The sequence below is a fragment of the Marinobacter sp. genome (assembly GCF_041687235.1).
Taxonomy (GTDB): Bacteria; Pseudomonadota; Gammaproteobacteria; order Pseudomonadales; family Oleiphilaceae; genus Marinobacter.
Window position 1 is genome coordinate 1 of sequence record NZ_JAWLCH010000013.1, and the last position, 21369, is coordinate 21369.

The following is a 21369-nucleotide window of genomic DNA, read 5'->3' on the forward strand; positions in this document are numbered from 1 at the left end:
TGAAGTAGTGTCGGCCGCCACAAGGCTCTCATAATTTTTAACCAACACTCTTTTTTCGACCTTTTTATAGACCTTTTTTTAGATCTAATTTAGGGATACACTTAGTCTAGTGCCCCAAAGACGGTGAAGGTTGCCCTGAGTGACAGTCTGAGTGGAGGCTATCGATAAGAGGGCCAAGACGACAAATGAACGATGGCACTAGTGGAGAGAAGAGAGATGAAAAGCCTTTTTGCGAGGCTTGCAGCCACTATTTCAGAGCTGAAAGCCAATCCGAACGAAGTGCTCAACCAGGCCAACGGCGAACCCGTCGTAATTTTGAGCCATAACAAGCCCAGAGCTTATATGGTGCCAGTTGAGACCTTCGAAGCAATGCAAGAGCAGCTAGAGGATTACCGGCTTCTACAAGAGGCACGGAAACGCATGGACGACGAATCAGTACCGGTGAGCATCGATGAGCTACGAGCTGCAATTCAAGAAAAAAGCGCTCAAGGAGTGGAACAAGCTTAACCCTACAGTTCAGGCGGAGTTCCTGAATATCCTGGAGCGACGCCTGGAGAATCCCAGGATTCCCAAACACCAGCTAAAGGGATCTTCGGACTTCTACAAGATCAAACTCAGATCGCAAGGCTTTCGCCTGGTGTATCAGGTAGACGATGGAAAAGTGGTTGTCACAGTCGTAACTGTCGGCCGCCGGGACACAGTCTATAAGGGCTTTTAGTTGTCCGGAGAGTAGGCCTGGGATCAATCCGCTCTTCCACCAGCCGTCGTTCACATAGGGCTCTTTTCAGTTCCGAGTAATTCGTGGGGCTCGGATCCTCTTCATAGCGTTCCTGAGCCAGTCTCGCCAGGTCACATTTATCGAGCCACTTCTCGATCAGCTCTGTCGTCTTCATAGCCACCTCGTTTAGTTGAATTCACTCGGTCAGCATAAAAGCCTGGGCCCAGAGCTATCTCGGTTGTTTTTCGTATGAATTGTGGCGAATCATGGAGGGGCTTCGAGAGCCAGCAATGAAAAAGCCCGCGTGATGCGGGCTTTGGAGTGTATACCGAGCTTTGCGGTTTACTCACTTACCACCGTCACTGGACGGTGGGCGTGCCTGATGACCTTCTCACTGACACTACCAAGAGTAAGGCTTCTCAGCATTGAGTCGCCTCGCCGGCCCAGGAACATGTGGGAGCCGGGATTTTCATCGAGATACTCGACGATTTCCTTGGCTGGGTCCCCTTTAAGCAGAACTTCGTCCGCCGGCTCAACAATCCCGCTTACCGCCTGTTTCGCGGCATCGAATGCCTTGCGTCCGTATTCGTTGGCTTCTTCGTCAATGTCACTCTGCGGTATACCACTGACAATCAGTCTCTCAAGCTTGGTACCGGGGAAGACGGCAAGCAGTTTGAGTGGCTGGCTGGTCGCTTTGGCAAGCTCCGCTGCCATTTTGGCGGCATGCAACGAATGCTCTGAACCGTCGCACGCGACTACAATACTTTGAGTACCGTTAGCCATGATCATCTCTCCCTTCCTGTTGGATGTATTTTCAACATAACACTGATGCGCAAGCCGGATGATTGACCCAAGTCATACACCCGGGTGACTCCTTTAGGGCTTAAATTTCCGATGAACACCATTCATTTCCTGGAATGCTATGACTCAGTGTAGATGACAAGGCATCAAAATCTATCCAGAAGATCCCGGTGGTGGTTAATGGCCGGAATTTATACTTATTGCAGGAACCTGTGGCACCATCGATTCTTGCGCTGCCGAGACGGCAATAGACGATAAGGAGTGATTGAAATGCTGATGGCCATCGGGGCGATCATTGCAGGTCTGATTCTGTTGGTGTGGAGTGCGGATAAATTCGTGGAAGGTTCGGCCACCACGGCCAACCATTTTGGAATGCCACCACTGCTCATCGGAATGGTAGTGGTGGGTTTTGGTACGTCGGCGCCGGAGATGGCGGTCTCCGCTCTGGCAGCGTCCCAGGGCAATCCGGGGCTGGCGCTGGGTAACGCCTACGGATCAAACATCACCAACATTGCCCTGATCCTGGGTATCACAGCGCTGATGGCGCCCATCGCGGTGCACTCCCAGGTCATGCGCAAGGAGCTCCCCATCCTGATTCTGGTAACCGCCTTTGCTGGCTGGCAGCTTTGGGATGGCGACCTGAGCCGTATGGACGCGGTTGGTCTGATGCTCGTTTTCGTGGTTCTGATCGGCTGGAGCATTTATCAGGGAACCCGACAGCCCGGTGATGCCCTGGCGAAAGAGATGACGGAAGAAATCCATGCCATGCCGCTGCGCAAGGCCCTCTTGTGGCTGGTGGTTGGCCTTCTTCTTCTGATTGTCAGTTCCCGCATTCTGGTGTGGGGCGCCGTTGATCTGGCAACAGCATTCGGCATCAGCGATCTGGTTATCGGCCTGACCATTGTCGCGATCGGCACATCGCTTCCGGAACTGGCCTCATCCATCATCGCGGCCCGTAAGGGCGAGCACGATCTGGCCCTGGGCAATATTCTGGGCTCCAACCTGTTCAACACCCTGGCCGTTGTAGGTATTGCCGGGCTTATTGCGCCGATGTCCGTGGCGCCGGAAGTGCTTACCCGCGATTTCCCGGTTATGGCTGCCCTCACCCTGGTTCTGTTCGCAATGTGTTACGGCTTCCGCGGACCGGGGCGCATCAACCGGTTCGAGGGCGGCGCCCTGCTGCTTGCCTTCGTGGCCTATACGTTGTATCTCTTGGCTTTTTCAGGAGCGTAATCTATGTCACTGGCAGCCTGGCTCACATTCCTTGTTGCGGCCGTACTGATCAGCGTTTCCCCGGGCGCCGGGGCGATCAATACCATGAGCAATGGCATGCGTTACGGTGTTCGCCGTTCGCTGCCGGCCATCATGGGGCTGCAGCTTGGTTTCGGGATCCAGATTCTGCTGGTGGGTGCCGGGCTGGGCGCCATCATTGCGTCCTCCAACATCGCCCTGTCGATCATCAAGTGGCTGGGTGTTGCCTACCTGATCTGGCTGGGCATCTCCAAATGGCGCGAGCCAGTCATGGAATCCATGGACGATGACCGCCAGCCCGTTAGCGGCCACAAAAGGTTCTGGAATGCCGTGTTCGTGAACCTGACCAACCCCAAGGCCACGGTCTTTTTGGTGGCCCTGTTCCCGCAGTTTCTGGTGGCCGGGGCACCCCATGGCCCGCAGCTGATGACCATGGGCGTTACCCTGATCCTGGTCGATTGTCTGGTGATGCTGGGCTATGCCCTGCTCGCCAGCCAACTGTTCCGGTTCATAACCACCGCCCGCCGCCAGCGACAGATGAACCGGGTGTTTGGCGGGCTTTTCGTGACCGCCGCCGTCGCCCTGGCCAGCTTCAAGCGGGCCTGATATCAGGCGGAATCACCGCAGGATACATTCCCGGCTCAGCTTCTGGCTGAGCGTCCTGCGCTGCTGCCTGAGGGCATTCCCCCTATCGTTGCTGTAGCCCGCCCGTAGTTTGGACTGGATCCGCTCCAGTTTGCTTCTGTAGGTTGCACAGGTTTTCTCAAGCCTGGCGTCTTCCTTTTCCTTTGCGGACATCCCGGAGCCTCCCGGACGACCAGACGCAAGCATGCCTTCAACATCTTTACGGATGCCGGACACACGCTTCCCTTGCCTGAGGTTCTCAGACATCGGCACTGTCACAGGCGCCTGCAACTGAAGCTGTTTATGGGGAATCTCTCCCGGCGGGTAATCGGAGAAGTGTGCCACGCCCCGGCTGTCTATCCAGGTATAAACCTCGGCGTTGGCTACTGAAGCGATAAAAAAAGACAAAACGAGACCAGCCATCATCCTTGGCATACGGTTCCACTCCCTGTGGTTCGGTAATTTGGTAGAGCAGTATAACGAAAAAAGCCGCGAACTTGGGGTCAGATGAACTTTTCATCTGACCCCATTTTCTTCTGACCCCGTTTTCAGTTTTACTGGTCGAGAAGCTCAATCCAGTGCTGGACCGGCACCGGCGACCTGGTCTCCAGATGCATCTGGCACCCGATATTGGCGGTTACAATGCGGTCCGGATTATCGACGGTCAACGCCTTCAGCTTATTGCCCAGCAGCTTCTGACTCATCTCCGGCTGGGTCACTGAATAGGTGCCCGCAGAGCCACAGCAAAGATGCTTGTCTTTAGTGGCAGCGAGATTGACACCGGCGCGGCTCAGTACCTGCTCAACCACGCCGTTCTGTTTCATGGCGTGCTGCAGGGTGCAGGGGCAATGGAACGCCACCTTGCCCGGGTCCTGCCGCACTTTGAGTTTCTCCAGGTCCTGTGTCAGCAGGAAGGCGCCAAGGTCGGTACACAGCTCGCTGACCTTCTGCGCCTTGGCGGCGTAGACCGGGTCGTCTTTCAGCAGATGACCGTAATCCTGCACCATGGCGCCACAGCCGGACGCCGTCATGACGATGGCTTCCGCACCCGCTTCGATAGCGGGCCACCAGGCATCGATGTTCTGGCGCATTCTCTCCAGGCCTTTCTCATGCTCGGAAAGGTGATAGTTCACGGCGCCGCAGCAGCCGGCCTCTGGCGCTTCCACCATGGTAATGCCCAACCGGTCCAGTACCCGTGCGGCTGCCGCGTTGGTGTTGGGCGTCGCGGAGGGCTGAACACAGCCAGCCAGTGCCAACGCGATCCGGCGGTGACTGGCTGCCGGCCAGGGATTCGCCTGCTTTCTGGGCGGCACCTTGGTGCGTAGTTTCTCTGGCAGCACGGGGCGGAATATTTGCCCAAGACGCAGCAGCACGCCGAACAACTGGCGGTTCGGAATCACCCGGGCCAGGGCCCAGCGCAGCCACTTGTCTTTTGGCTCCCTTGGCATTTCCTTTTCCATCAGGCCGCGGCTGATGTCTACCAAACGGCCATACTGAACCCCGGAAGGGCAAGTAGTCTCGCAACTGCGGCAGGTCAGGCAGCGGTCCAGGTGCTCCCGGGTTTTCTCGGTGACTTCCGCCCCTTCCAGGAACATCTTCATCAGGTAGATCCGGCCCCGTGGGCCGTCTCGCTCGTCATTCAGCTCCTGATACGTCGGGCAGGTAGCGGTGCAAAAGCCACAATGCACACAGGCCCGAAGGATGGACTCGGCTTCCTGGCCTTCCTTGGTGTTGGCAAATTGTTGAACCAGATTCGTTTGCATAATTACAACCAGCTGTATAAACGTCCGGGATTGAAGATGTTGTCCGGATCAAAGGCATTCTTGATACGGCGCTGAATGCCCTTCAGGGCCTCCGGCTGATGATGCATCACCTCTCCGGTGCGATCGCCACCACGGAACAGGCTGACCTGGCCACCAGCCGCACGGGCAGCAGGTTCCAGATCCTTCAGCTCACCGGCGCCACGGAACCAGCGCTGGGAACCGGCCCAGTCAATGAACCAGTTACCTTCCAGTTCCGGCGTGGCCGCCGTCGAACCGACCGAGAAGCGCCAGAGCGGTACGTCGTTACCGGCAAAAAACTCGTGCTGCATGTCCTGCACCTGTTGCCAGAATTCGTCGCCCTGCTCCATCACTTCGCCGGACCACTTTTCAGCCGTGGCTTCCACGCCGGATTTCGCACCGGCCAGGCGCAGATAAACCTTGCCGTCCACCCAGCAGGCGGCCGTGATCGGCTTGGGCTCAGCGGCGCGGCTGTTCATGTAGTGAACCACCTCGTCCATGCCCATTTCCTGAACCAGAGTCAGCGAGGCCGCCGGTTTTGGCATCACTTTCATGCTGATTTCGGTGATTACCCCCAGGGTTCCCAGGGCACCGGCCTGAAGACGTGAAACATCATAGCCGGCCACGTTTTTCATTACCTGGCCGCCAAAGCGAAGATGTTCGCCCTTGCCATTGAGCAGCCGGATACCCAGCACCTGGTCCCGCACAGAACCGGCCCATGGGCGTCCAGGGCCGGAAAGGTTGCAGGCCAGGGTGCCGCCGATGGTGGAGGCGGCGCCAAAATGCGGTGGCTCGAAATGCAGACACTGGCCTTCTTCAGCCAGTATGGCCTCGATCTCGCTGAGCGGCGTACCCGCGCGGACAGTCAGCACCAGTTCCACCGGGTGGTAATCCACAATGCCGGCATGCTCGCCCACGTTGAGGGTTCCGGCATCGGCGTCGGCTTCCCGGCCCATGAAGGCCTTGGTGCCACCGCCGACAATATTGAGTTTGTGCCCGCTGTCCCGGGCCTGGAGCACCTGCTCCTTCAGTTGTTGGGAAATATCAGCCATGGGCGGCTTCCGTATGTTCGTGCGTGTGTTGTTTGTGCTCAAGGGAGCGGTATTCCTGGCAGAACCGCAGCGCGGGTACCCCCTTGCCCGGGTTCAGGATTCCGGCGGGATCAAACGCGGCCTTCACATCGTGGAACTGCTGGAGTTCTTCATCGTTGAACTGAACGGCCATCTGGCGAATTTTTTCAACGCCAACGCCGTGTTCTCCGGTGATGCATCCACCCACTTCCACGCACATTTCCAGAATGCGTGAGCCAAAGGCCTCGGTGCGCTCGAACTCACCGGGCACGTTGGCATCAAACAGGATCAGGGGGTGCAGGTTACCGTCGCCGGCATGGAACACGTTGGCAACACGCAACCCAAACTCCTCGGACATTTTCTCCATTTCCGTGAGAACGTAGGCGATATGACGGCGGGGAATTGTGCCGTCCATGCAGTAGTAATCCGGGGAAATCCGGCCCACGGCCGGGAAGGCAGATTTACGGCCTTTCCATAACAGCGCGCGCTCTTCTTCACTCTGGGAAGTCCGGACAGAGGTCGCCCCGAGCTTGCGGAACACTTCCTCGGCCTCGGCGATATGCTCGTGGACTTCCTCTTCGGTACCGTCCACCTCACACAACAACAGGGCCTTGGCGTCCCGCGGGTATCCGGCCTGCGCAAAATCATCCGCTGCGATGATGGCGTGGCCGTCCATCATTTCCAGGCCACCAGGGATAATGCCGTGGGAGATAATGCCGCCCACGGCGTCACCACCTTTCTGCACGTCATCAAACCCGGCCATGACAACCTGGGCCACTTCCGGTTTCGGCAGCAGTTTCACTTTGACTTCCGTTACCACACCCAGCAGGCCTTCCGAGCCGGTCATCAGCGCCAGCAGGTCCATACCGCAGCTGTCCAGGCCATCGCTGCCCACGGTCACCACATCACCCTCTGCAGTGACCATTTCCACGCTCAGGATGTTGTGAACGGTCAGGCCGTATTTCAGACAGTGGACGCCTCCGGAGTTCTCCGCCACATTGCCACCGATGGTACAGGCAATCTGGGAAGACGGATCCGGGCCGTAATACAGGCCGAACTGGGCCGCCTCTTCACTGATGGCCAGGTTGCGAACGCCGGGCTGAAGCCGTGCCGTTCGCGCCAGCGGATCAATCTCGATGATGCGATTGAACTTGGCCAGCGACAGCACCACGCCCTCCTTGTTGGGCATGGCACCGGCACTGAGCCCGGTTCCGGCGCCACGGGCCACCACCGGCACTGCGTTCTCGTTGCAAATGCGCATCACCCGCTGCACCTGTTCAACGGTCTCCGGCAGCACCACCAGCAACGGCATCTCGCAATACATCGACATGCCGTCGCATTCATAGGGCTTCATGGTTTCGTCATCGGTGATGACGTAGTCCGGGTCGATAAACGCCCGGAACTGCTCCGCCAGCTCGGCTTTGCTGACTTTCGGCTTGGTAGTCATAGCACTCTCTGGGTGTGAATTACGTCTGTGTGACAGTCATCAACCGCGTTTTGTTTCAAAATGGTCAAGACCGGCCTGGGCGCAGTCCATATCCTGCTGAGGGGTTCCGGAACTGATTCCGATACCACCCACTACTTCACCGTCCACGATCACCGGCAGACCGCCACCCACAGAACTGATACGCCCGCCCACTTCGGTATGGATGCCGAAAGCCAGACTGCCGGGCACATTCACTTTGTTGTAGTCGTGGGTGGCTTTCTTGGCCGCAGCTGCTGTAAAGGCCTTGTCTTGGGCTATGGTCACGCTGGTGATCTTGCCGCCGTCCATGCGCTCGAAGGCCACCAGATTGCCGGATTCGTCTACCACGGCGATGCACATGGGCACGCCGATTTCGCGGGCCTTTTCCGCGGCACCCTCAATGAGGATGCGCGCGTCGGCAAGGTCCAGTCGTTTGATCGTCAACATAAAGCATTACTCCTTGATTTGATTAACCGTAAACCAGCCCTGGCAGCCAGGTTACGATGCCGGGTATCAGGATACACATGAACAGCCCGAATGCCTGGATCGCCAGGAACACCAGGGACGACTTGAAGATGGTACCCATTGAGATTTCCGGAGGACAAACGCCACGAATATAAAACAGGGCGTAGCCAAACGGTGGACTGAGGAACGACATCTGCATATTCACCAGATACAGCACCCCGAACCAGAGCACCACGTCTTCGCCGGCCACCGGTGGGAAGCCAAACAGTCCCTGGAACTCCAGCGCCTTGACGATAGGAATGAAGATAGGAACCGCCAACAGCAAAATACCCACCCAGTCCAGGAACATTCCCAGAACCACCAGCAAGAACATCAGCAGGAACAGGATACCGTAAGCCGACATGCCGGTGCCCAGGATCGCATCCGTCACAAATTGCTGGCCACCCTGAAGAATGTAGAAGCCAACAAAGACCGACGCACCGAACATGATCCACAGCACCATGGCAGAGGCCTTGGCAGTGGTCACGGACGCCTCGCGCAAACCACCAATGGAGAATTTACCGTGCATCATGGCCACGATGATGGCACCAAAGGAGCCGATACCCGCCGCTTCCACAGGGGTGGCAATACCGCCGAACAGCAGACCGAGCACCAGAAATACCAGCGCCAGCGGTGCGATAAGACTTTTCAGAAGAATGAGCTTTTCCACAAATGAGATGCGCTCATCGACCGGTACAGGCGGCCCCAGCTTCGGATTAATCCAACTACGGATCAGCACATAGGCAATGTAGAAACCGGACAGCAGCAGACCGGGAATAATGGAACCGAGGTACAGCTCACCCACCGACTGCTGCGCCACAACGGCGTAGAGGATCGCGAGGATTGACGGAGGAATCAGGATCCCCAGAGTACCGCCAGCCATAATGGAGCCCAGTGCGATTTTCTGGTCGTATCCGCGTTTGAGCATGGCAGGCAGAGCGATGATCCCCATGGTGACCACGGCGGCGCCGATCACACCCACCATGGCGGCAAGAAGGGTAGATGCCAGGATGGTTGCCGTCGCCAGGCCCCCACTGAGCCCCCCCATCCACTTGTAGACCACGCTGAACATCTCTTCGATCAGGCCTGCTCGTTCCAGCATGGAAGCCATGAAGATAAACAGCGGTATCGCGGCCAGATCCGAGTTGGTCATCATCGGGAAAATGCGGCCGGGCACGATGTTCAGCATCATCGCATCGCCTACCAGATAGATGAACATCACCCCGAGACCACCGGTTACGAAGGCCAGTGGCAGCCCCATCATCAGGGCCACGGCCAGGGAACCGAACATCAGATAGGTCAAAGGCCCAATCTTGACGTCGGAAAGGCTACCGGAGAGCTTGAAGAGGAATTTCTCATCGCTCCACGGGTCGTAGAAAAGAATGTTGATCATTTCAACACAGATGACAAACGCCAGCGCCACGGTGGCGGCGATCATCAGCCAGGTACTCAGCTTACCCACCAGGTTGCTGCCGGGCGCTGTTGTTGTATTTGTAGTCATGCGGTGTGCTCCCGGCCAAGACGGACGAACAGAACAATATCCTTGATCAGTTTGGATATGCCTGCGAGTAAGAGAAGAGCAGAACCCAGCACCATCATGCCTTTCGCCGGCCAGTACTGGATGCCCCAGGTCTCAACCGTGGTTTCATTCATGGAATAGGAATCCTGGAAGAAGGTCCAGGAGGTAATCAGAAGAATCAGGGCAAAGATGAAGAAGAACATGGACGTGAAGATGTCCATGCCAATCCTTCCCCGTACCGGCAGCATGTTGTACATCACATCCACGCGCACGTGGGCGCCGTGGAGCATGGCAAACGCGCCGGCCAGCATGTACTGCATGCCCAGCAGCAGGAAGCTGGCTTCGTGGGCCCAGATAGTCGGCATGTTGAAGAGGTAGCGCATGACCACTTCAAAGAAATAGAACACAACGGCGTTGATGGTCCAGAACGACACGAACAAGCCGGATTTGTCACAGAGCCAGTCAACCGCCCTGGTAAACCGGTTGCCCTCGAACTGGAGATAGATGAGCGGATCATCCTCTTCCGCCTGCAGTTCCCCCGGTGTCAACTCCGGCTCGGCCTGCTCGCCTCCGCGGTCGCTACTCCACCTGTCCCAGGCCATCATGATCAGCGGCATGACCGCAAGCCAGCCCCAGTAAAACCAGTGCGGCATTACGAATCCGAAACCTTCAAGATCAGACATGTTGTTACTTCCTCAGCCACAAAACGGGGAAGGCGGGACTCCTCTTTCGGAGTCGTCCCTGACCTTCCCCCTGTTTCTTTTTTTATTGGTTCAGGAGAGTGTTACCGGCCCGGCACACCCTCAAGATCAGACTCGTCGATGTAACCCACGGTCTCGTTCATCATGTATTCAATCTGCAGGTCGAAAATGGCACGGGCATCATCGTCCTTGTTCGCCCACTTGTACCAGATCGGGATGGCCTTGCGACGCCATTCAGCCACATCCTCCTGACTCAGACGGCTCACGGTGTCTCCGGCATCCTTGAACTTCTTCATGGCCTCAACATTGCGCTGCTGGATGGTCAGGTAGTGCTTCTGGGAATAGATCCGCACTTCATCCTCAACCAGTTGCTGGAGTTTCGGATCCAGTGCCTTCCAGGCACGCAGGTTCACGGTCAGGTCCATCAGATCTACCGGTTGGTAAACAGACATAACGCCTGGAGGTCCGAACAGGATGTAATCGGTCACCTGGGAGAAGCCCAGTTCCCAGTTCACCGCCGGACCCACATAGTCCGCTGCGTCGATGGTGCCTTTCTCCAGCGCCGGGAAGATGTCTGAACCGGGCAGACTCACGGTGGAAGCACCGAATGCCTGGAACACCTCGGCCACCATGCCACCGGGTACCCGTAACTTCATGCCTTTGAGGTCTTCGAGGCTGTTAACCGGCTGCTTGGAATGGATGATGTTTGCATCGTGCTGGATCGGGCCAACGTAGAACAGACCGAATTTCTCGTAGATTTCGCGGGTCTTTTCCAGCATGCCCATGGAGTAGAACATGATGTCCCACTGGTGGGGCTGGTCAGGACCGGCCGGGTAAGAGGACAGGAACACGGACGCCGGAATCTTGCCAGACCAGTACAGGGTGAACGGGTTCATGCCCTGAAGAACACCACTGCGCACCGAATCGAACAGGGAATTGTTATCGGCGGCGACGGCTTTGGCAGGGAAACACTTGAAGATCAGTTCCCCGCCGGACTTCTCTTCCATACCATTACACCAGTCTTCGAAAAGGTCGTAACCGACCGTGCCGGCGTCCCATACCGACTGGATTTTCCAGGTTGTCGCAGCGTGTGCCTGGCCGGCACCCATCAGCATAGCGCCGGCAAAGGCTGCCCCTACAGCGGCGGTTTTGAGGAAACTTCTGCGAGGTGGTGTCTCGCCAGTGTCACAGTTATTTCGGGTGTTATTCTTGGAATTCATCGAAACGTCTCCGTTGGCTTTGTTGTTATGAACGTCATAGCAACGTCGGCGCGGGCCGACATTGAATCGATATTCGTAGCCAATCCGGTTTTAGTCCAGCATCAAGGCAACTGGTCTGACCAGTTTTTCAAGTATTAAAAATGGACGAAATACTCTGAATCGGCCATATTTAACGGGCTCGGACGCATATCGATTGGCAATGGAACGAACAACAAACAGAAGCAATCACTGGTCAGACCAGAGAGCGTACACAGGCACCCACATGGCAATCTCCCAGGAAATCTCATACCGGCTGGAGCGCCTCATACTCGATGGCGGGCTGGCTCCAGAGCAGAAAATACCTTCCGAGCGTCAACTGGCGACGCGGCTGGGCGTTTCCCGGGCGGTCATTAGGGAGGCCCTGCACGAACTCCAGGGCCGCGGCGTTATCGAAACCCGTCATGGCAAAGGCTCTTTTGTGGCAAGCATGGTTCCCGGGGCCAACGAACTCGGCGAACAAAGCCCTCTGATGCATCTTTTCGAGGGTCACCCCCGAACACTCTTTGATCTGCTGGAAGTGCGTGAACAGTTGGAGGGGCAAGCCGCCTACCTTGCCGCGCAGAGGGCGACCCGGCTGGACCGGCATCGGATCACCAAGGCGTTCCGTGCCCTGGAGGATACCGACCCGCTCAGCAACGCCAGGCTCGACCACGGCTTTCACCTGGCCATTGTGGAGGCGTCCCACAACCCGGTACTGGTCCATGTGCTCAACAGTCTCAAGAACATGATGCTGTTGACCGTTCAGGCCTCCGTTGCCAACCTGAATCCCAGAGAAGAAATGCGCATGAAGATTGTCCGGCAACACCGGCAGCTGTACGACGCGGTGATTTCTGGCAAACCCGCCAGCGCCCAGAAAGTGGCCATGGCGCATGTCCGCTTCGTCAGCGACGCCATGAGGGACATGGAAAAGGACGGCGGTAAGCTGATCAGGCTGCCAGTCCATCAGGAGCCTGCGACCGGATTTTCCCGGGCCAGCACCTGACAGTGGCAAAAAGCTTGCATTGATCACTCATTCGACCACAATGTCATGCAGCGAACGGCGGTGAAATTCGGTAAAACGCTCCTGTTAAGGGATTGATTTCCGCAGCCACAGTCCGTAAAACATGCGCCTTTGAATTACAGCCCCAGGAGTCACCCATGGCGGACCAAGCGCCTTTGATCTGCAGGGACATTCACAAGACCTTTGATCAGCTTGAAGTGCTCAAAGGTATTTCACTGGAGACCCGCAAAGGCGACGTGGTTTCCCTGATCGGCAGCTCCGGCTCCGGCAAGAGCACCTTCCTGCGTTGCATCAACCTGCTGGAGACACCCACCTCCGGCGACATTATCGTGCACGGCGACCCAATAAGGTTCACAACCAACCGCAAGGGCGAACGTATTCCGGAGGATAACAAGCAGGTAGAGCTGATCCGGGCAAAACTTTCCATGGTGTTCCAGAGCTTCAACCTCTGGTCTCACATGACCGTGCTGGAGAACATCATCGAAGCGCCGATCCACGTGCTCAAGGTTCCGAAAAAGGAAGCCATCGAGCGCGCGGAGGCCTACCTCAACAAGGTTGGGATCTACGAGCGCAAGGACTACTATCCGGCCCAGATGTCCGGCGGCCAGCAACAGCGGGCAGCCATTGCCCGGGCCCTGGCCATGGAACCGGAAGTCATGCTGTTTGACGAGCCCACGTCGGCCCTGGACCCTGAGCTCGTGGGCGAAGTATTGAGGGTTATGCAAAGCCTGGCCGAGGAAGGCCGAACCATGATCGTGGTCACCCACGAGATGGCATTCGCAAGGGATGTGTCGAGTCAGGTCCTGTTTTTGCATCAGGGCGTGATCGAGGAACAGGGTACCCCCGAAAAAGTGTTCGATCATCCGGACTCGGAACGCATGAAGCAGTTCCTGGCTCCCAACTTCTGACACTCGGTGCTATCTTGAACCGGTGAAGAAATAAAATGTTGGAACCAAAAACTTCCATCAAAAATAAAGCCCAAAAGGCAAACCACTGGAGAAGTGACACATGAAAAAACTGATTGTTGCAGCAAGCTGTGCCCTCGCCCTGATCGCAGGCGGCGCCAGCGCCCAGGAACGCAACCTCCGCATTGCATTCGACGTGCCTTACGAGCCGTTTGAGTACAAGGATGAGAATGGCGAACTGACCGGTTTCGAAGTGGAACTGGCCGAGGCCATGTGTGAAGAAATGAACGCCAACTGCGAATTCGTTATCCAGGCATGGGATGGCATGATCCCGGGCCTGCTGGCGCGCAAATTTGATCTGATCATGTCCTCCATGTCCATCACACCGGAGCGCGCCGAACGGGTTCTGTTCTCCGAGCCGTACTACAACACCCCGGGCGGCTGGTTCGGCCCCGAGAACTTCGACACCGATGTGACCGATATGGATGCGATGGAAGGCAAGACGGTGGGCGTTCAGCGCGGCACTACCATGGACACCTATGTTACTGAAAACATGGGCGGCATCGTAACCATCAAGCGCTACACCACCGCTGACGACATGGTTCTGGACCTTGAAGGCCAGCGCCTGGATGTGGTTTTCGTAGACTACCCGGTTGGCGAGCAGACCGTCCTCTCCAAGGAAGGCTTCAAGGAAGTCGGTGAGCCCGTCAAGCTGGGTGAAGGTGTGGGCGTTGCCATGCGCAAGCGCGATGCTGATCTGGCCGAGGAAGTGAATGCAGCCCTTCGCACCCTGAAGGAAGATGGTACTTACGACACCATCATGCAGAAGTACTTCGCTTACGACATCAAGATGTAATCTGTCTCGGGGCGGCCGTTAGGGCCGCCCCTGCTTACCGGACATTCCCATGCTCGATCTGAAAGGCTATGGCCCGGCCCTGCTGGAAGGGGCGATAGTCACCATTGAACTGGCTTTCCTCTCGCTAGCCCTCTCGGTGGCGCTGGGGCTGATTGGTGCGTCTGCCAAGCTGTCGCAAAGCCGGGTTGCCAGGGGTATTGCCACCACCTACACCACTCTGATTCGTGGCGTACCGGATCTGGTGATGATGCTGCTGTTCTACTATGGCGGCCAGGTTGCGGTGAACATGCTCTCGGACTATATCTGGGAAGCCTACCAGATCGACTTCTTCTTTCAGTTCGATCCGTTTATCTCCGGTGTGATCACCATCGGTCTTATTTTTGGCGCTTATATGGCGGAAACCTTCCGGGGGGCTTTCCTGGCGGTGGAAACCGGCCAGATTGAAGCTGCCCGTGCCTATGGTTTTACCCGTTTTCATACCTTTCGCAGGATCATGCTTCCGCAAATGCTGCGTCATGCCCTGCCCGGCCTGGGCAACAACTGGCAGGTCCTGCTCAAGACGACTGCCCTGGTCTCCATCATCGGGCTTACGGACATGGTCCGGGTTGCCGAAGAGGCCGCCAAGGCGGAACGCATGCCCTTCCATTTCTTCATTCCGGTGGCATTCGTTTATCTGGCCCTGACGGCAGGGTCTGAGCTGTTCATCAAGTGGCTCAATAAACGAGCCAACGTCGGCGTGATTCAGGAGAGTTGAGTGATGCCTGATTTCATTGCCGAATGGCTGAATCAGAACGACATCTTTACGGCCATGACGATCATGGAATACTGGGATGGACTGGTGACCACCGTCCACCTGGTGTTTTTGTCCCTGGTGATCGGTCTGTTGGTGGCCGTGCCGCTCGCCATTCTGAGAACGGTGCGGAATCCGTTCATTTCCGGCCCGGTCTGGATCTACACCTATCTGTTTCGCGGCACCCCCCTGCTGATCCAGCTGTACATCATTTACTACGGTCTGGCGCAGATTGAGGGCATCCAGGAAACCTTCTGGTGGGAGATCTTTCGGGAGCCGTTCTACCCGGCCCTGCTGGCCTTTACGCTGAACACGGCGGCCTACACCACGGAGATTATCCGCGGGGCCATTGTGTCGACGCCCCATGGTGAGATTGAGGCGGCCAAGGCCTATGGCATGAACTGGTTCATGCGCATGCGGCGTATTGTGTTGCCGAGCGCAGCCCGGCGGGCGGTGCAGGCCTACTCCAATGAGGTGATCTTTATGCTGCATGCCAGTGCCATTGCCAGTGTAGTCACCATCGTGGATCTGACGGGGGCGGCCCGTAACATTTACTCGCGGTTCTATGCGCCGTTTGATGCGTTTATCTTTGTGGCGCTTTGCTACATGGTGCTCACCTTTATTCTGGTGTTCGCGTTCCGCAAACTCGAAAATCATCTGCTGAAGCATCAGCGGCCGGTGAACAGCTGAATTCCGTGCTTTTTACCTTAGTGCCTGGGCAGGCAGGGTATTGCCTCCCGGGAACCGCTACGAGCACATCCATGTGCGCTTGACTGAAGCCATCCATGGCTTCAGACATTCCCGGGAGGCAATACCCTGCCCGCCCCCAGACCTGGTTCGGGGATTCTATGTCGGCAAAACATGACCTGTTTGGAACGCATTCAGACTGGCTCTCCCAGACGCTCGACAACGCCAACGCCTCGCTTCCGGAAACCAAAGCTTACCTCCCCGATGGCACCCGGATCAGCCGCAAGGCCGTGGGCGTTCTGGACATTGCTCCTCCTGCGGGCCGCCGCAATCCGAATGCCGAGGCAATCATTGTTTCAGCGGGTGTTCATGGCAATGAAACGGCGCCGATTGAGGTTCTGAACGCGCTGGTTTCCGAACTGATCGAGGGCGATTGGGAGCTTGCTTGTCCGGTGCTGCTGATTCTCGGCAATCCGCCCGCGATGGTATCCGGGGAGCGTTTTATGGAGGTGAACCTGAATCGGCTGTTCGATGGTGCTCACGGGCGCAGCGAGTATAAAGGGCTGGCCGAGGCTGCGCGGGCACAGGAGCTGGAAGAGGCTTGCCGACAGTTTGCCATGGCCAATCCCCAGGCGCTTTCTCACTATGATCTGCACACGGCCATTCGCCCGTCTCATCGCGAGCGGTTTGCGCTGTATCCGTTTGTTGAGGGTCGAACGGTTCCGGTAGAGCAGTGTGATTTTCTGCTGGAGGCGGAGGTGGAGACGCTTCTGCTGCAGCATAAAGCGGGTACGACGTTTTCCTCGTTTTCCTCGTCGCTGCTAAAGGCCGAGAGCTTTACCGTGGAGCTGGGTAAGGTGCGGCCGTTTGGGCAGAATGATCTGGAACGTTTCTCGGGCATCCGGGATGCGTTGCGGCGGCGGTTCCGGGGGCTTTCGGCGCCAGCCCGTAAACCACCGTATGATCACCTGACGGTGTTCGAGGTGGTACATGAGATTCTGAACACCGGGAAGAACTTCCGGTTTCATATTCCTGATGATGTCGCCAATTTCACCGAGTACCAGCCCGGCACGGTGATCTGGGAGGATGATGAAACCAGCTACCGGGTGGGGCATTCGCCGGAGGCGATTATTTTCCCCAACCCGGAGGTTCCTGTGGGGCACCGGGTTGGGTTGATGGTCAGGCCGGGGCGTTTTCAGGTTCCGGCACGCTGACTTTGATCAGTTGGGTACAGACAGCCGGGATGACCAGCAGAGTCAGTACCGTTGAGGCCAGCAGGCCGGAGATGATGGCCCAGGCCATGGGCGGCCAGAGTGTCGAACTGGAGAACGCCAGGGGCAGCAGCCCCGCTACCGTGGTCGCGGTGGTCAGCAGGATTGGCCGGGTGCGTTGCTCAACCGCGTTGCGCATGGCATCGCGGATGTCTTTTCCTTTTTCCAGTTCCCGGTCCATCACATCCAGCAGAACGATGGCGTTGTTCACCACGATTCCCACCAGGGCAATGACCCCCAACAGGGACTGGAAACCGAACGGCGAGCCGGACAGCACCAGCCCGGGGAAGATGCCGACGGTGGCCAGCGGCACCGTCAACAGGATAATCCCGACCCGGCGGAAGGAGTTGAACTGCAGCAGTAGGAAGAACAGCAGTAGCAGCATGCCGATGGGCGCTGCGGTGAGCAGTGCAGTGTTGGCATCGCCGGAACCTTCCGCATCGCCTCCCATGGCCAGGCGCGTGCCCGGCGGAAGGGGATTTTCCTCAAGACCCGCGTACAGGCCGTCCAGCGCCTGGCTGAAGCTATAGCCGGTTTCCAGATTCGCAGTGACCGTGTTCATTCTCACGCCATCTCGCAGGTAACGGGCCGCCGGCTCCCAGGTGGTGTCCACGCTGGCCACGGCCGAAAGTGGTACGGCGTCGCCACGGTCGTTGTAGATATTCACTGACAGCAATCGCGACAGCGACAGAGCCGTGCCTTCCCGGGACCGTAGCACCAGAGGAATGGGATCCTCTTCCTGGCGATATTGCTCGGCGACGATACCGAAACTCTGGCCGTAGAGACTCTGGGCCACATCGGCGCGGGTCAGGCCATATCGGGCCGCCGTTGCATCGTCGACGTTGATGGCAATGCTGGGCACACCAATATCCAGGTCGTGGCGGACATCAACCGTGCCCTCGACGCCCCGCAGGATACTGAAAATCTGTTCCACCGCTTCTATGCGGGTGTCATCGTCTGCGTGGTAAACGCGAATTTCCACCGGCGCCGCCCTTGGCGGCCCCTGCCCGAGGATACCCACGGTCACATCCAGTTCCGGCATCTGTTCTTTCACATGGGCGCGGATCCAGCGAATCATGCCGGTGGTATCTTCCAGCGTGGGCGTGGTAACCACCAGCCGGGCCCGGTTCGGCGCCTGGGGCGCGCGCTGCAGGTTGTAATAGAAGGACGGCCCGGTGAAGCCCACAAAGCGGTGCACCTCCAGGGCATCCGGCTGTGAGCGGATGATTCGTTCCAGCGTTTCTGTCGCTTCTGACGTTCGGGACTGATCGGTGCCCTCGGGCATATAGACTTCGACAATCACCCGGGGGCGATCGGCATTCGGGAAGAACTGTTGGGCCATAAAGGGGGTCATGGCGACACTGATCCCGACCAGTATGGCGCCGGCGGCAATCAGACGGCCAGGGTAACGGGACACCAGGCCGCCAAGGAATCGAGCCACGCCGATCAACCGGTCCTGCCCGGCTTTTCGACGGGGTTTCAGGAACCTGGCCGCCAGCAGGGGAACAGCGGAGATAGCAAGCAGGTAGCTGACGGACAGTGTAAGCATGATCATGACCGGCACGCCACGGGTGAAATCCGCAGCACCGCCCTTCGCCAGGAGCAGGGGTGCAAAGGCCGCCAGTGTGGTTCCGGTTGAGGCGCCCAGAGGGCCTGCCAGCTCACTGACTGCCTTGCGCAAAGCGTCCAGCCGGCGCATGCCGTCATCCAGATGACCCTGGATGTTTTCGACAATGACAATGGCGTTGTCAATCAGAATGCCCAGCGAGATCACCATGCCGATCACCGCAATCTGGTGCAGCACACCGCCGCCAAGATCGTAGAGCCCGACACTGATCAGGGCGACCATGGGCAGGATGGACGCCACCAGCAGGCCCATGCGAATGCCCATGCCGGTAAAGACCACGGCAACGATAATCAGCACCGAGAGCACGAGACTCCAGGCAAGGTTATCGAGCCGTTCCTGCACCTTGTCCGGTTGGAAGAACATTTCCCGGATCTCGTAGGGTTCAAAGTCTCCGCGAATCTGATCCATGCGTTCCCGCACCCGCTCACCAAAACGGATCGCATCGGTGGTGTCCTCTTCCATGATGATGGAGACCAGCACTACCCGTTCGCCGTCGTACCAGGTTTCCGGCTGTCGCGGTTCCGCTGGCCCACGCCAGACATCCGCCGCCGCAGCCAGGGGTACCTGGGAGCCATCCGGAAGCTCAATGGGTGTGGCGCGGATCGCATCAATATCGGCAAATTCGCTGTTGGGGAGTACCGACAGGCGGCGGCCATTAACCACCACGAAGCCGCCGGGAATGGTCTGGTTGCGCCGGGCCAGGGTGTCCAGAACCCGCGCCGGGGAGATACCCATACGGTAAAGCGCGGCATCATCCAGGGCCAGGGTAATCTGCTCGTCGGCATCACCCTCCAGCTCGATCCGCGACACGCCTGGCAGGTCCGACAGGTTCTGCTTGAGCCGCTCGGCGACGTCCGATAATTCGGTTACCGAAGGAGAACCACCTACGGCCATGACAATGGCCGGAATATCGATCAGCCGATCATCAAGCACCATGCTTCCCACATCATCCGGGAAGTCCTGCTTCGCCCGTTCCATGGCCTGGCGAACCCGGTCCCAGGCCGGATCTGTGTCGTAGATGTCTTCGTTCAGGCGCATTCGGACAAGGGCCACCCCGGTACGCGCGGTAGACTGCGAGAAGTCCACCTCCTCCACCTGGCGCAACTCATCCACCAGGGGCCGAAGCACCAGCCGTTCAACCGCCTCGGCGCTGGCCCCCGGATAATTGATGCTGATCAGGCCGGCCCGGTAGGGAAAGGAAGGATCTTCCTGGCGCGGCATGGTGCTGTAGGCAGCGACGCCAAGAAGGCAGAGCATGGTAACCACCATACCCAGGAGGCGCTGGCAGTTCAGAAGCCGGCGGGTCATCAGCGCACCTCCACGGCATCACCGTCCGCCAGCCGCGTCATGCCGGCATACACCACCTGATCACCCGGGGACAGATCACCGGAAGTAACCACTACCCGCTCGCCAACCACACGGTCCACTTCCACCGGCACTCTCTTCGCCACGTTATCCCGGACCCGGAACACACTGACACCCTGGGCGTTGCGAATCACCGACAGCAGCGGAACCGTAAGCGCCGACTGTCGAACCGGCGTAATACCCACTTCCACCGGCTCGCCCGGCTCCAGCGTGTTCACTGGAAGGCTCACCAGTACCGGATGCAGCTCACCGCGAATGGCACTGGCCTGGGCGATCTCGACCACCGAGCCGGATTGTGGCGGCCGGCTGCGATCCTGCACCGACCACACAGGCAGCGTCTGCTCCAGCTGAACATGATCCAGCAGATAGGCCGGCACCCGCACTTCCACCTCACGCCCCTCCGGTGAGGAAAGCCGCAGCACCGGCTGACCGGCCGCCACAAATTCATCCCGCTCAACCAGCAGGGCTTCTACCCGCCCGGAGAAAGGTGCCCGCAGTGTACTCTCTTCGAGCAACTGGGTTGCCTCTGCCAGGGAGGCCCGAGCCGTTGCAACGCTGGCCTCCAGGGAATCCCGCCGCGCGGCAAGCTGCTCCAGGGTCTGCTCCGACACAACACCACGCTCATGCAATCGGCTGGAGCGCTCCCACTCCCGCTGGGCCTGCTGGTATTGCGTCCTGAGTTCTTCCAGCCGGGCCCGGGCCGAATCGCGGGCCGGCTCCAGGCCGGGGTTGTAGACCCGGGCCAGCAAATCACCGGCCTGCACTTTCTGGCCCAGCTCTACCGCCCGCTCCTTGAGAGTTCCGCTGACCTGAAACGTCAGTGTTGCACGCTGGGTGGCGCGAACAATTCCGGAAAATCTCAGCGGCATATCCTGACTCTCGCCACCCGCAACATCGGACGTTCGTACTGAAACCTTCTGCTGCTCGGTCTCCGGGGCCACATCACTGGCTTTGCAACCCGATAGAAACAGCAAAAAAACCGCAAGCGAAACGATGGCGACTGGGGTACGTGGTGGCGTCATGACTCTTCCTTTCATCCCTGCTCGTGTAGTTGGCGGGGTCCAGTCCCTGGATGAACCCGACAGTTGATTCCGACATAATGTCACTCTTTGACATTTTGTCAATAATCGGGTTTTATTCGATTTCAGGTATCCTAGGGGTGCCGATGCCAACCA

General features: G+C 58.1%; 21 protein-coding genes. 10 read left to right on the plus strand and 11 right to left on the minus strand.

Going from position 1 to position 21369, the window contains the following annotated elements; genetic code table 11:
* The first annotated feature begins 216 nt into the window (after nucleotides 1-216).
* The gene (locus ACESMK_RS15625) at nucleotides 217-507 is read left to right on the plus strand and encodes a type II toxin-antitoxin system Phd/YefM family antitoxin (RefSeq protein WP_108017955.1); all 291 of its coding nucleotides are present in this window, start codon (nucleotides 217-219) and stop codon (nucleotides 505-507) included.
* Complete coding sequence (locus ACESMK_RS15630) at nucleotides 452-718, plus strand: type II toxin-antitoxin system RelE family toxin (RefSeq protein ID WP_373000813.1); 267 nt, start codon at nucleotides 452-454, stop codon at nucleotides 716-718. Before ACESMK_RS15625 ends, ACESMK_RS15630 begins: the two co-directional genes overlap by 56 nt.
* A gap of 342 nt (nucleotides 719-1060) precedes the next feature.
* Here the strand turns inward: ACESMK_RS15630 and ACESMK_RS15635 are convergent, their stop codons facing one another.
* Nucleotides 1061-1501 carry a universal stress protein gene (locus tag ACESMK_RS15635; RefSeq protein ID WP_373000817.1) on the minus strand — a complete coding sequence of 147 codons (441 nt, stop codon included), beginning with the start codon at nucleotides 1499-1501 and terminating at the stop codon, nucleotides 1061-1063.
* A gap of 288 nt (nucleotides 1502-1789) precedes the next feature.
* Here ACESMK_RS15635 and ACESMK_RS15640 point away from each other — a divergent pair, with 288 nt between their 5' ends.
* Entirely contained in the window at nucleotides 1790-2752 is a 963-nt protein-coding gene (locus ACESMK_RS15640; RefSeq protein WP_373000819.1) for a calcium/sodium antiporter, read from the plus strand.
* Between the two features lie 3 nt (nucleotides 2753-2755).
* Complete coding sequence (gene rhtB, locus ACESMK_RS15645; RefSeq protein WP_373000821.1) at nucleotides 2756-3376, plus strand: homoserine/homoserine lactone efflux protein; 621 nt, start codon at nucleotides 2756-2758, stop codon at nucleotides 3374-3376.
* 12 nt (nucleotides 3377-3388) lie between these two features.
* Here the strand turns inward: rhtB and ACESMK_RS15650 are convergent, their stop codons facing one another.
* The 8 genes from ACESMK_RS15650 to dctP all read right to left on the minus strand — a co-directional run bounded on the left by ACESMK_RS15650 (nucleotide 3389) and on the right by dctP (nucleotide 11654).
* A complete protein-coding gene (locus ACESMK_RS15650; RefSeq protein ID WP_373000823.1) occupies nucleotides 3389-3829 on the minus strand; it encodes a DUF4124 domain-containing protein in 441 nt (146 codons plus the stop codon).
* Nucleotides 3830-3948: 119 nt separating this feature from the next.
* Nucleotides 3949-5157: a glycolate oxidase subunit GlcF gene (gene glcF / locus ACESMK_RS15655; protein ID WP_373000825.1), complete on the minus strand. Its 1209-nt coding sequence runs from the start codon at nucleotides 5155-5157 to the stop codon at nucleotides 3949-3951.
* A gap of 2 nt (nucleotides 5158-5159) precedes the next feature.
* The gene (glcE, locus tag ACESMK_RS15660; RefSeq protein WP_373000827.1) at nucleotides 5160-6227 is read right to left on the minus strand and encodes a glycolate oxidase subunit GlcE; all 1068 of its coding nucleotides are present in this window, start codon (nucleotides 6225-6227) and stop codon (nucleotides 5160-5162) included.
* On the minus strand, nucleotides 6220-7692 hold the full coding sequence (locus ACESMK_RS15665) for an FAD-linked oxidase C-terminal domain-containing protein (RefSeq protein ID WP_373000829.1): 1473 nt from the start codon (nucleotides 7690-7692) through the stop codon (nucleotides 6220-6222). Before ACESMK_RS15665 ends, glcE begins: the two co-directional genes overlap by 8 nt.
* A gap of 39 nt (nucleotides 7693-7731) precedes the next feature.
* Nucleotides 7732-8157, minus strand: coding sequence for a GlcG/HbpS family heme-binding protein (locus ACESMK_RS15670; RefSeq protein ID WP_373000831.1), 426 nt, complete (start codon nucleotides 8155-8157; stop codon nucleotides 7732-7734).
* Nucleotides 8158-8179: 22 nt separating this feature from the next.
* Nucleotides 8180-9715 (minus strand): TRAP transporter large permease subunit, encoded by a 1536-nt coding sequence (locus tag ACESMK_RS15675; protein WP_373000833.1) that lies wholly within the window; start codon nucleotides 9713-9715, stop codon nucleotides 8180-8182.
* Nucleotides 9712-10416 carry a TRAP transporter small permease subunit gene (locus tag ACESMK_RS15680; RefSeq protein ID WP_373000835.1) on the minus strand — a complete coding sequence of 235 codons (705 nt, stop codon included), beginning with the start codon at nucleotides 10414-10416 and terminating at the stop codon, nucleotides 9712-9714. Before ACESMK_RS15680 ends, ACESMK_RS15675 begins: the two co-directional genes overlap by 4 nt.
* Before the next feature lie 101 nt (nucleotides 10417-10517).
* Nucleotides 10518-11654 carry a TRAP transporter substrate-binding protein DctP gene (dctP, locus tag ACESMK_RS15685; protein ID WP_373000837.1) on the minus strand — a complete coding sequence of 379 codons (1137 nt, stop codon included), beginning with the start codon at nucleotides 11652-11654 and terminating at the stop codon, nucleotides 10518-10520.
* Between the two features lie 262 nt (nucleotides 11655-11916).
* Here dctP and ACESMK_RS15690 point away from each other — a divergent pair, with 262 nt between their 5' ends.
* The 6 genes from ACESMK_RS15690 (at nucleotide 11917) to astE (ending at nucleotide 17145) form a co-directional block, all read left to right on the plus strand.
* On the plus strand, nucleotides 11917-12675 hold the full coding sequence (locus ACESMK_RS15690) for an FCD domain-containing protein (RefSeq protein ID WP_373000839.1): 759 nt from the start codon (nucleotides 11917-11919) through the stop codon (nucleotides 12673-12675).
* A gap of 155 nt (nucleotides 12676-12830) precedes the next feature.
* Nucleotides 12831-13601 carry an ABC transporter ATP-binding protein gene (locus ACESMK_RS15695; protein ID WP_373000841.1) on the plus strand — a complete coding sequence of 257 codons (771 nt, stop codon included), beginning with the start codon at nucleotides 12831-12833 and terminating at the stop codon, nucleotides 13599-13601.
* Between the two features lie 100 nt (nucleotides 13602-13701).
* Entirely contained in the window at nucleotides 13702-14454 is a 753-nt protein-coding gene (locus ACESMK_RS15700) for a transporter substrate-binding domain-containing protein (RefSeq protein WP_373000843.1), read from the plus strand.
* Nucleotides 14455-14503: 49 nt separating this feature from the next.
* Nucleotides 14504-15208 carry an ABC transporter permease gene (locus ACESMK_RS15705; RefSeq protein ID WP_373000845.1) on the plus strand — a complete coding sequence of 235 codons (705 nt, stop codon included), beginning with the start codon at nucleotides 14504-14506 and terminating at the stop codon, nucleotides 15206-15208.
* A 3-nt stretch (nucleotides 15209-15211) separates the two neighbouring features.
* The gene (locus ACESMK_RS15710) at nucleotides 15212-15934 is read left to right on the plus strand and encodes an ABC transporter permease (protein ID WP_373000847.1); all 723 of its coding nucleotides are present in this window, start codon (nucleotides 15212-15214) and stop codon (nucleotides 15932-15934) included.
* Between the two features lie 158 nt (nucleotides 15935-16092).
* Nucleotides 16093-17145, plus strand: a complete 1053-nt coding sequence (gene astE / locus ACESMK_RS15715) for a succinylglutamate desuccinylase (RefSeq protein ID WP_373000849.1) — start codon at nucleotides 16093-16095, stop codon at nucleotides 17143-17145.
* On the opposite strand, the gene ACESMK_RS15720 is transcribed toward astE, so the two are convergent.
* Together ACESMK_RS15720 and ACESMK_RS15725 are read right to left on the minus strand one after the other, a co-directional pair.
* A complete protein-coding gene (locus ACESMK_RS15720; RefSeq protein WP_373000851.1) occupies nucleotides 17111-20137 on the minus strand; it encodes an efflux RND transporter permease subunit in 3027 nt (1008 codons plus the stop codon). The two genes, astE and ACESMK_RS15720, sit on opposite strands and share 35 nt — an antisense overlap.
* Nucleotides 20137-21216: an efflux RND transporter periplasmic adaptor subunit gene (locus ACESMK_RS15725; protein ID WP_373000853.1), complete on the minus strand. Its 1080-nt coding sequence runs from the start codon at nucleotides 21214-21216 to the stop codon at nucleotides 20137-20139. The genes ACESMK_RS15720 and ACESMK_RS15725 overlap by 1 nt, the downstream gene beginning before the upstream one ends.
* Between the last annotated feature and the right edge of the window lie 153 nt (nucleotides 21217-21369).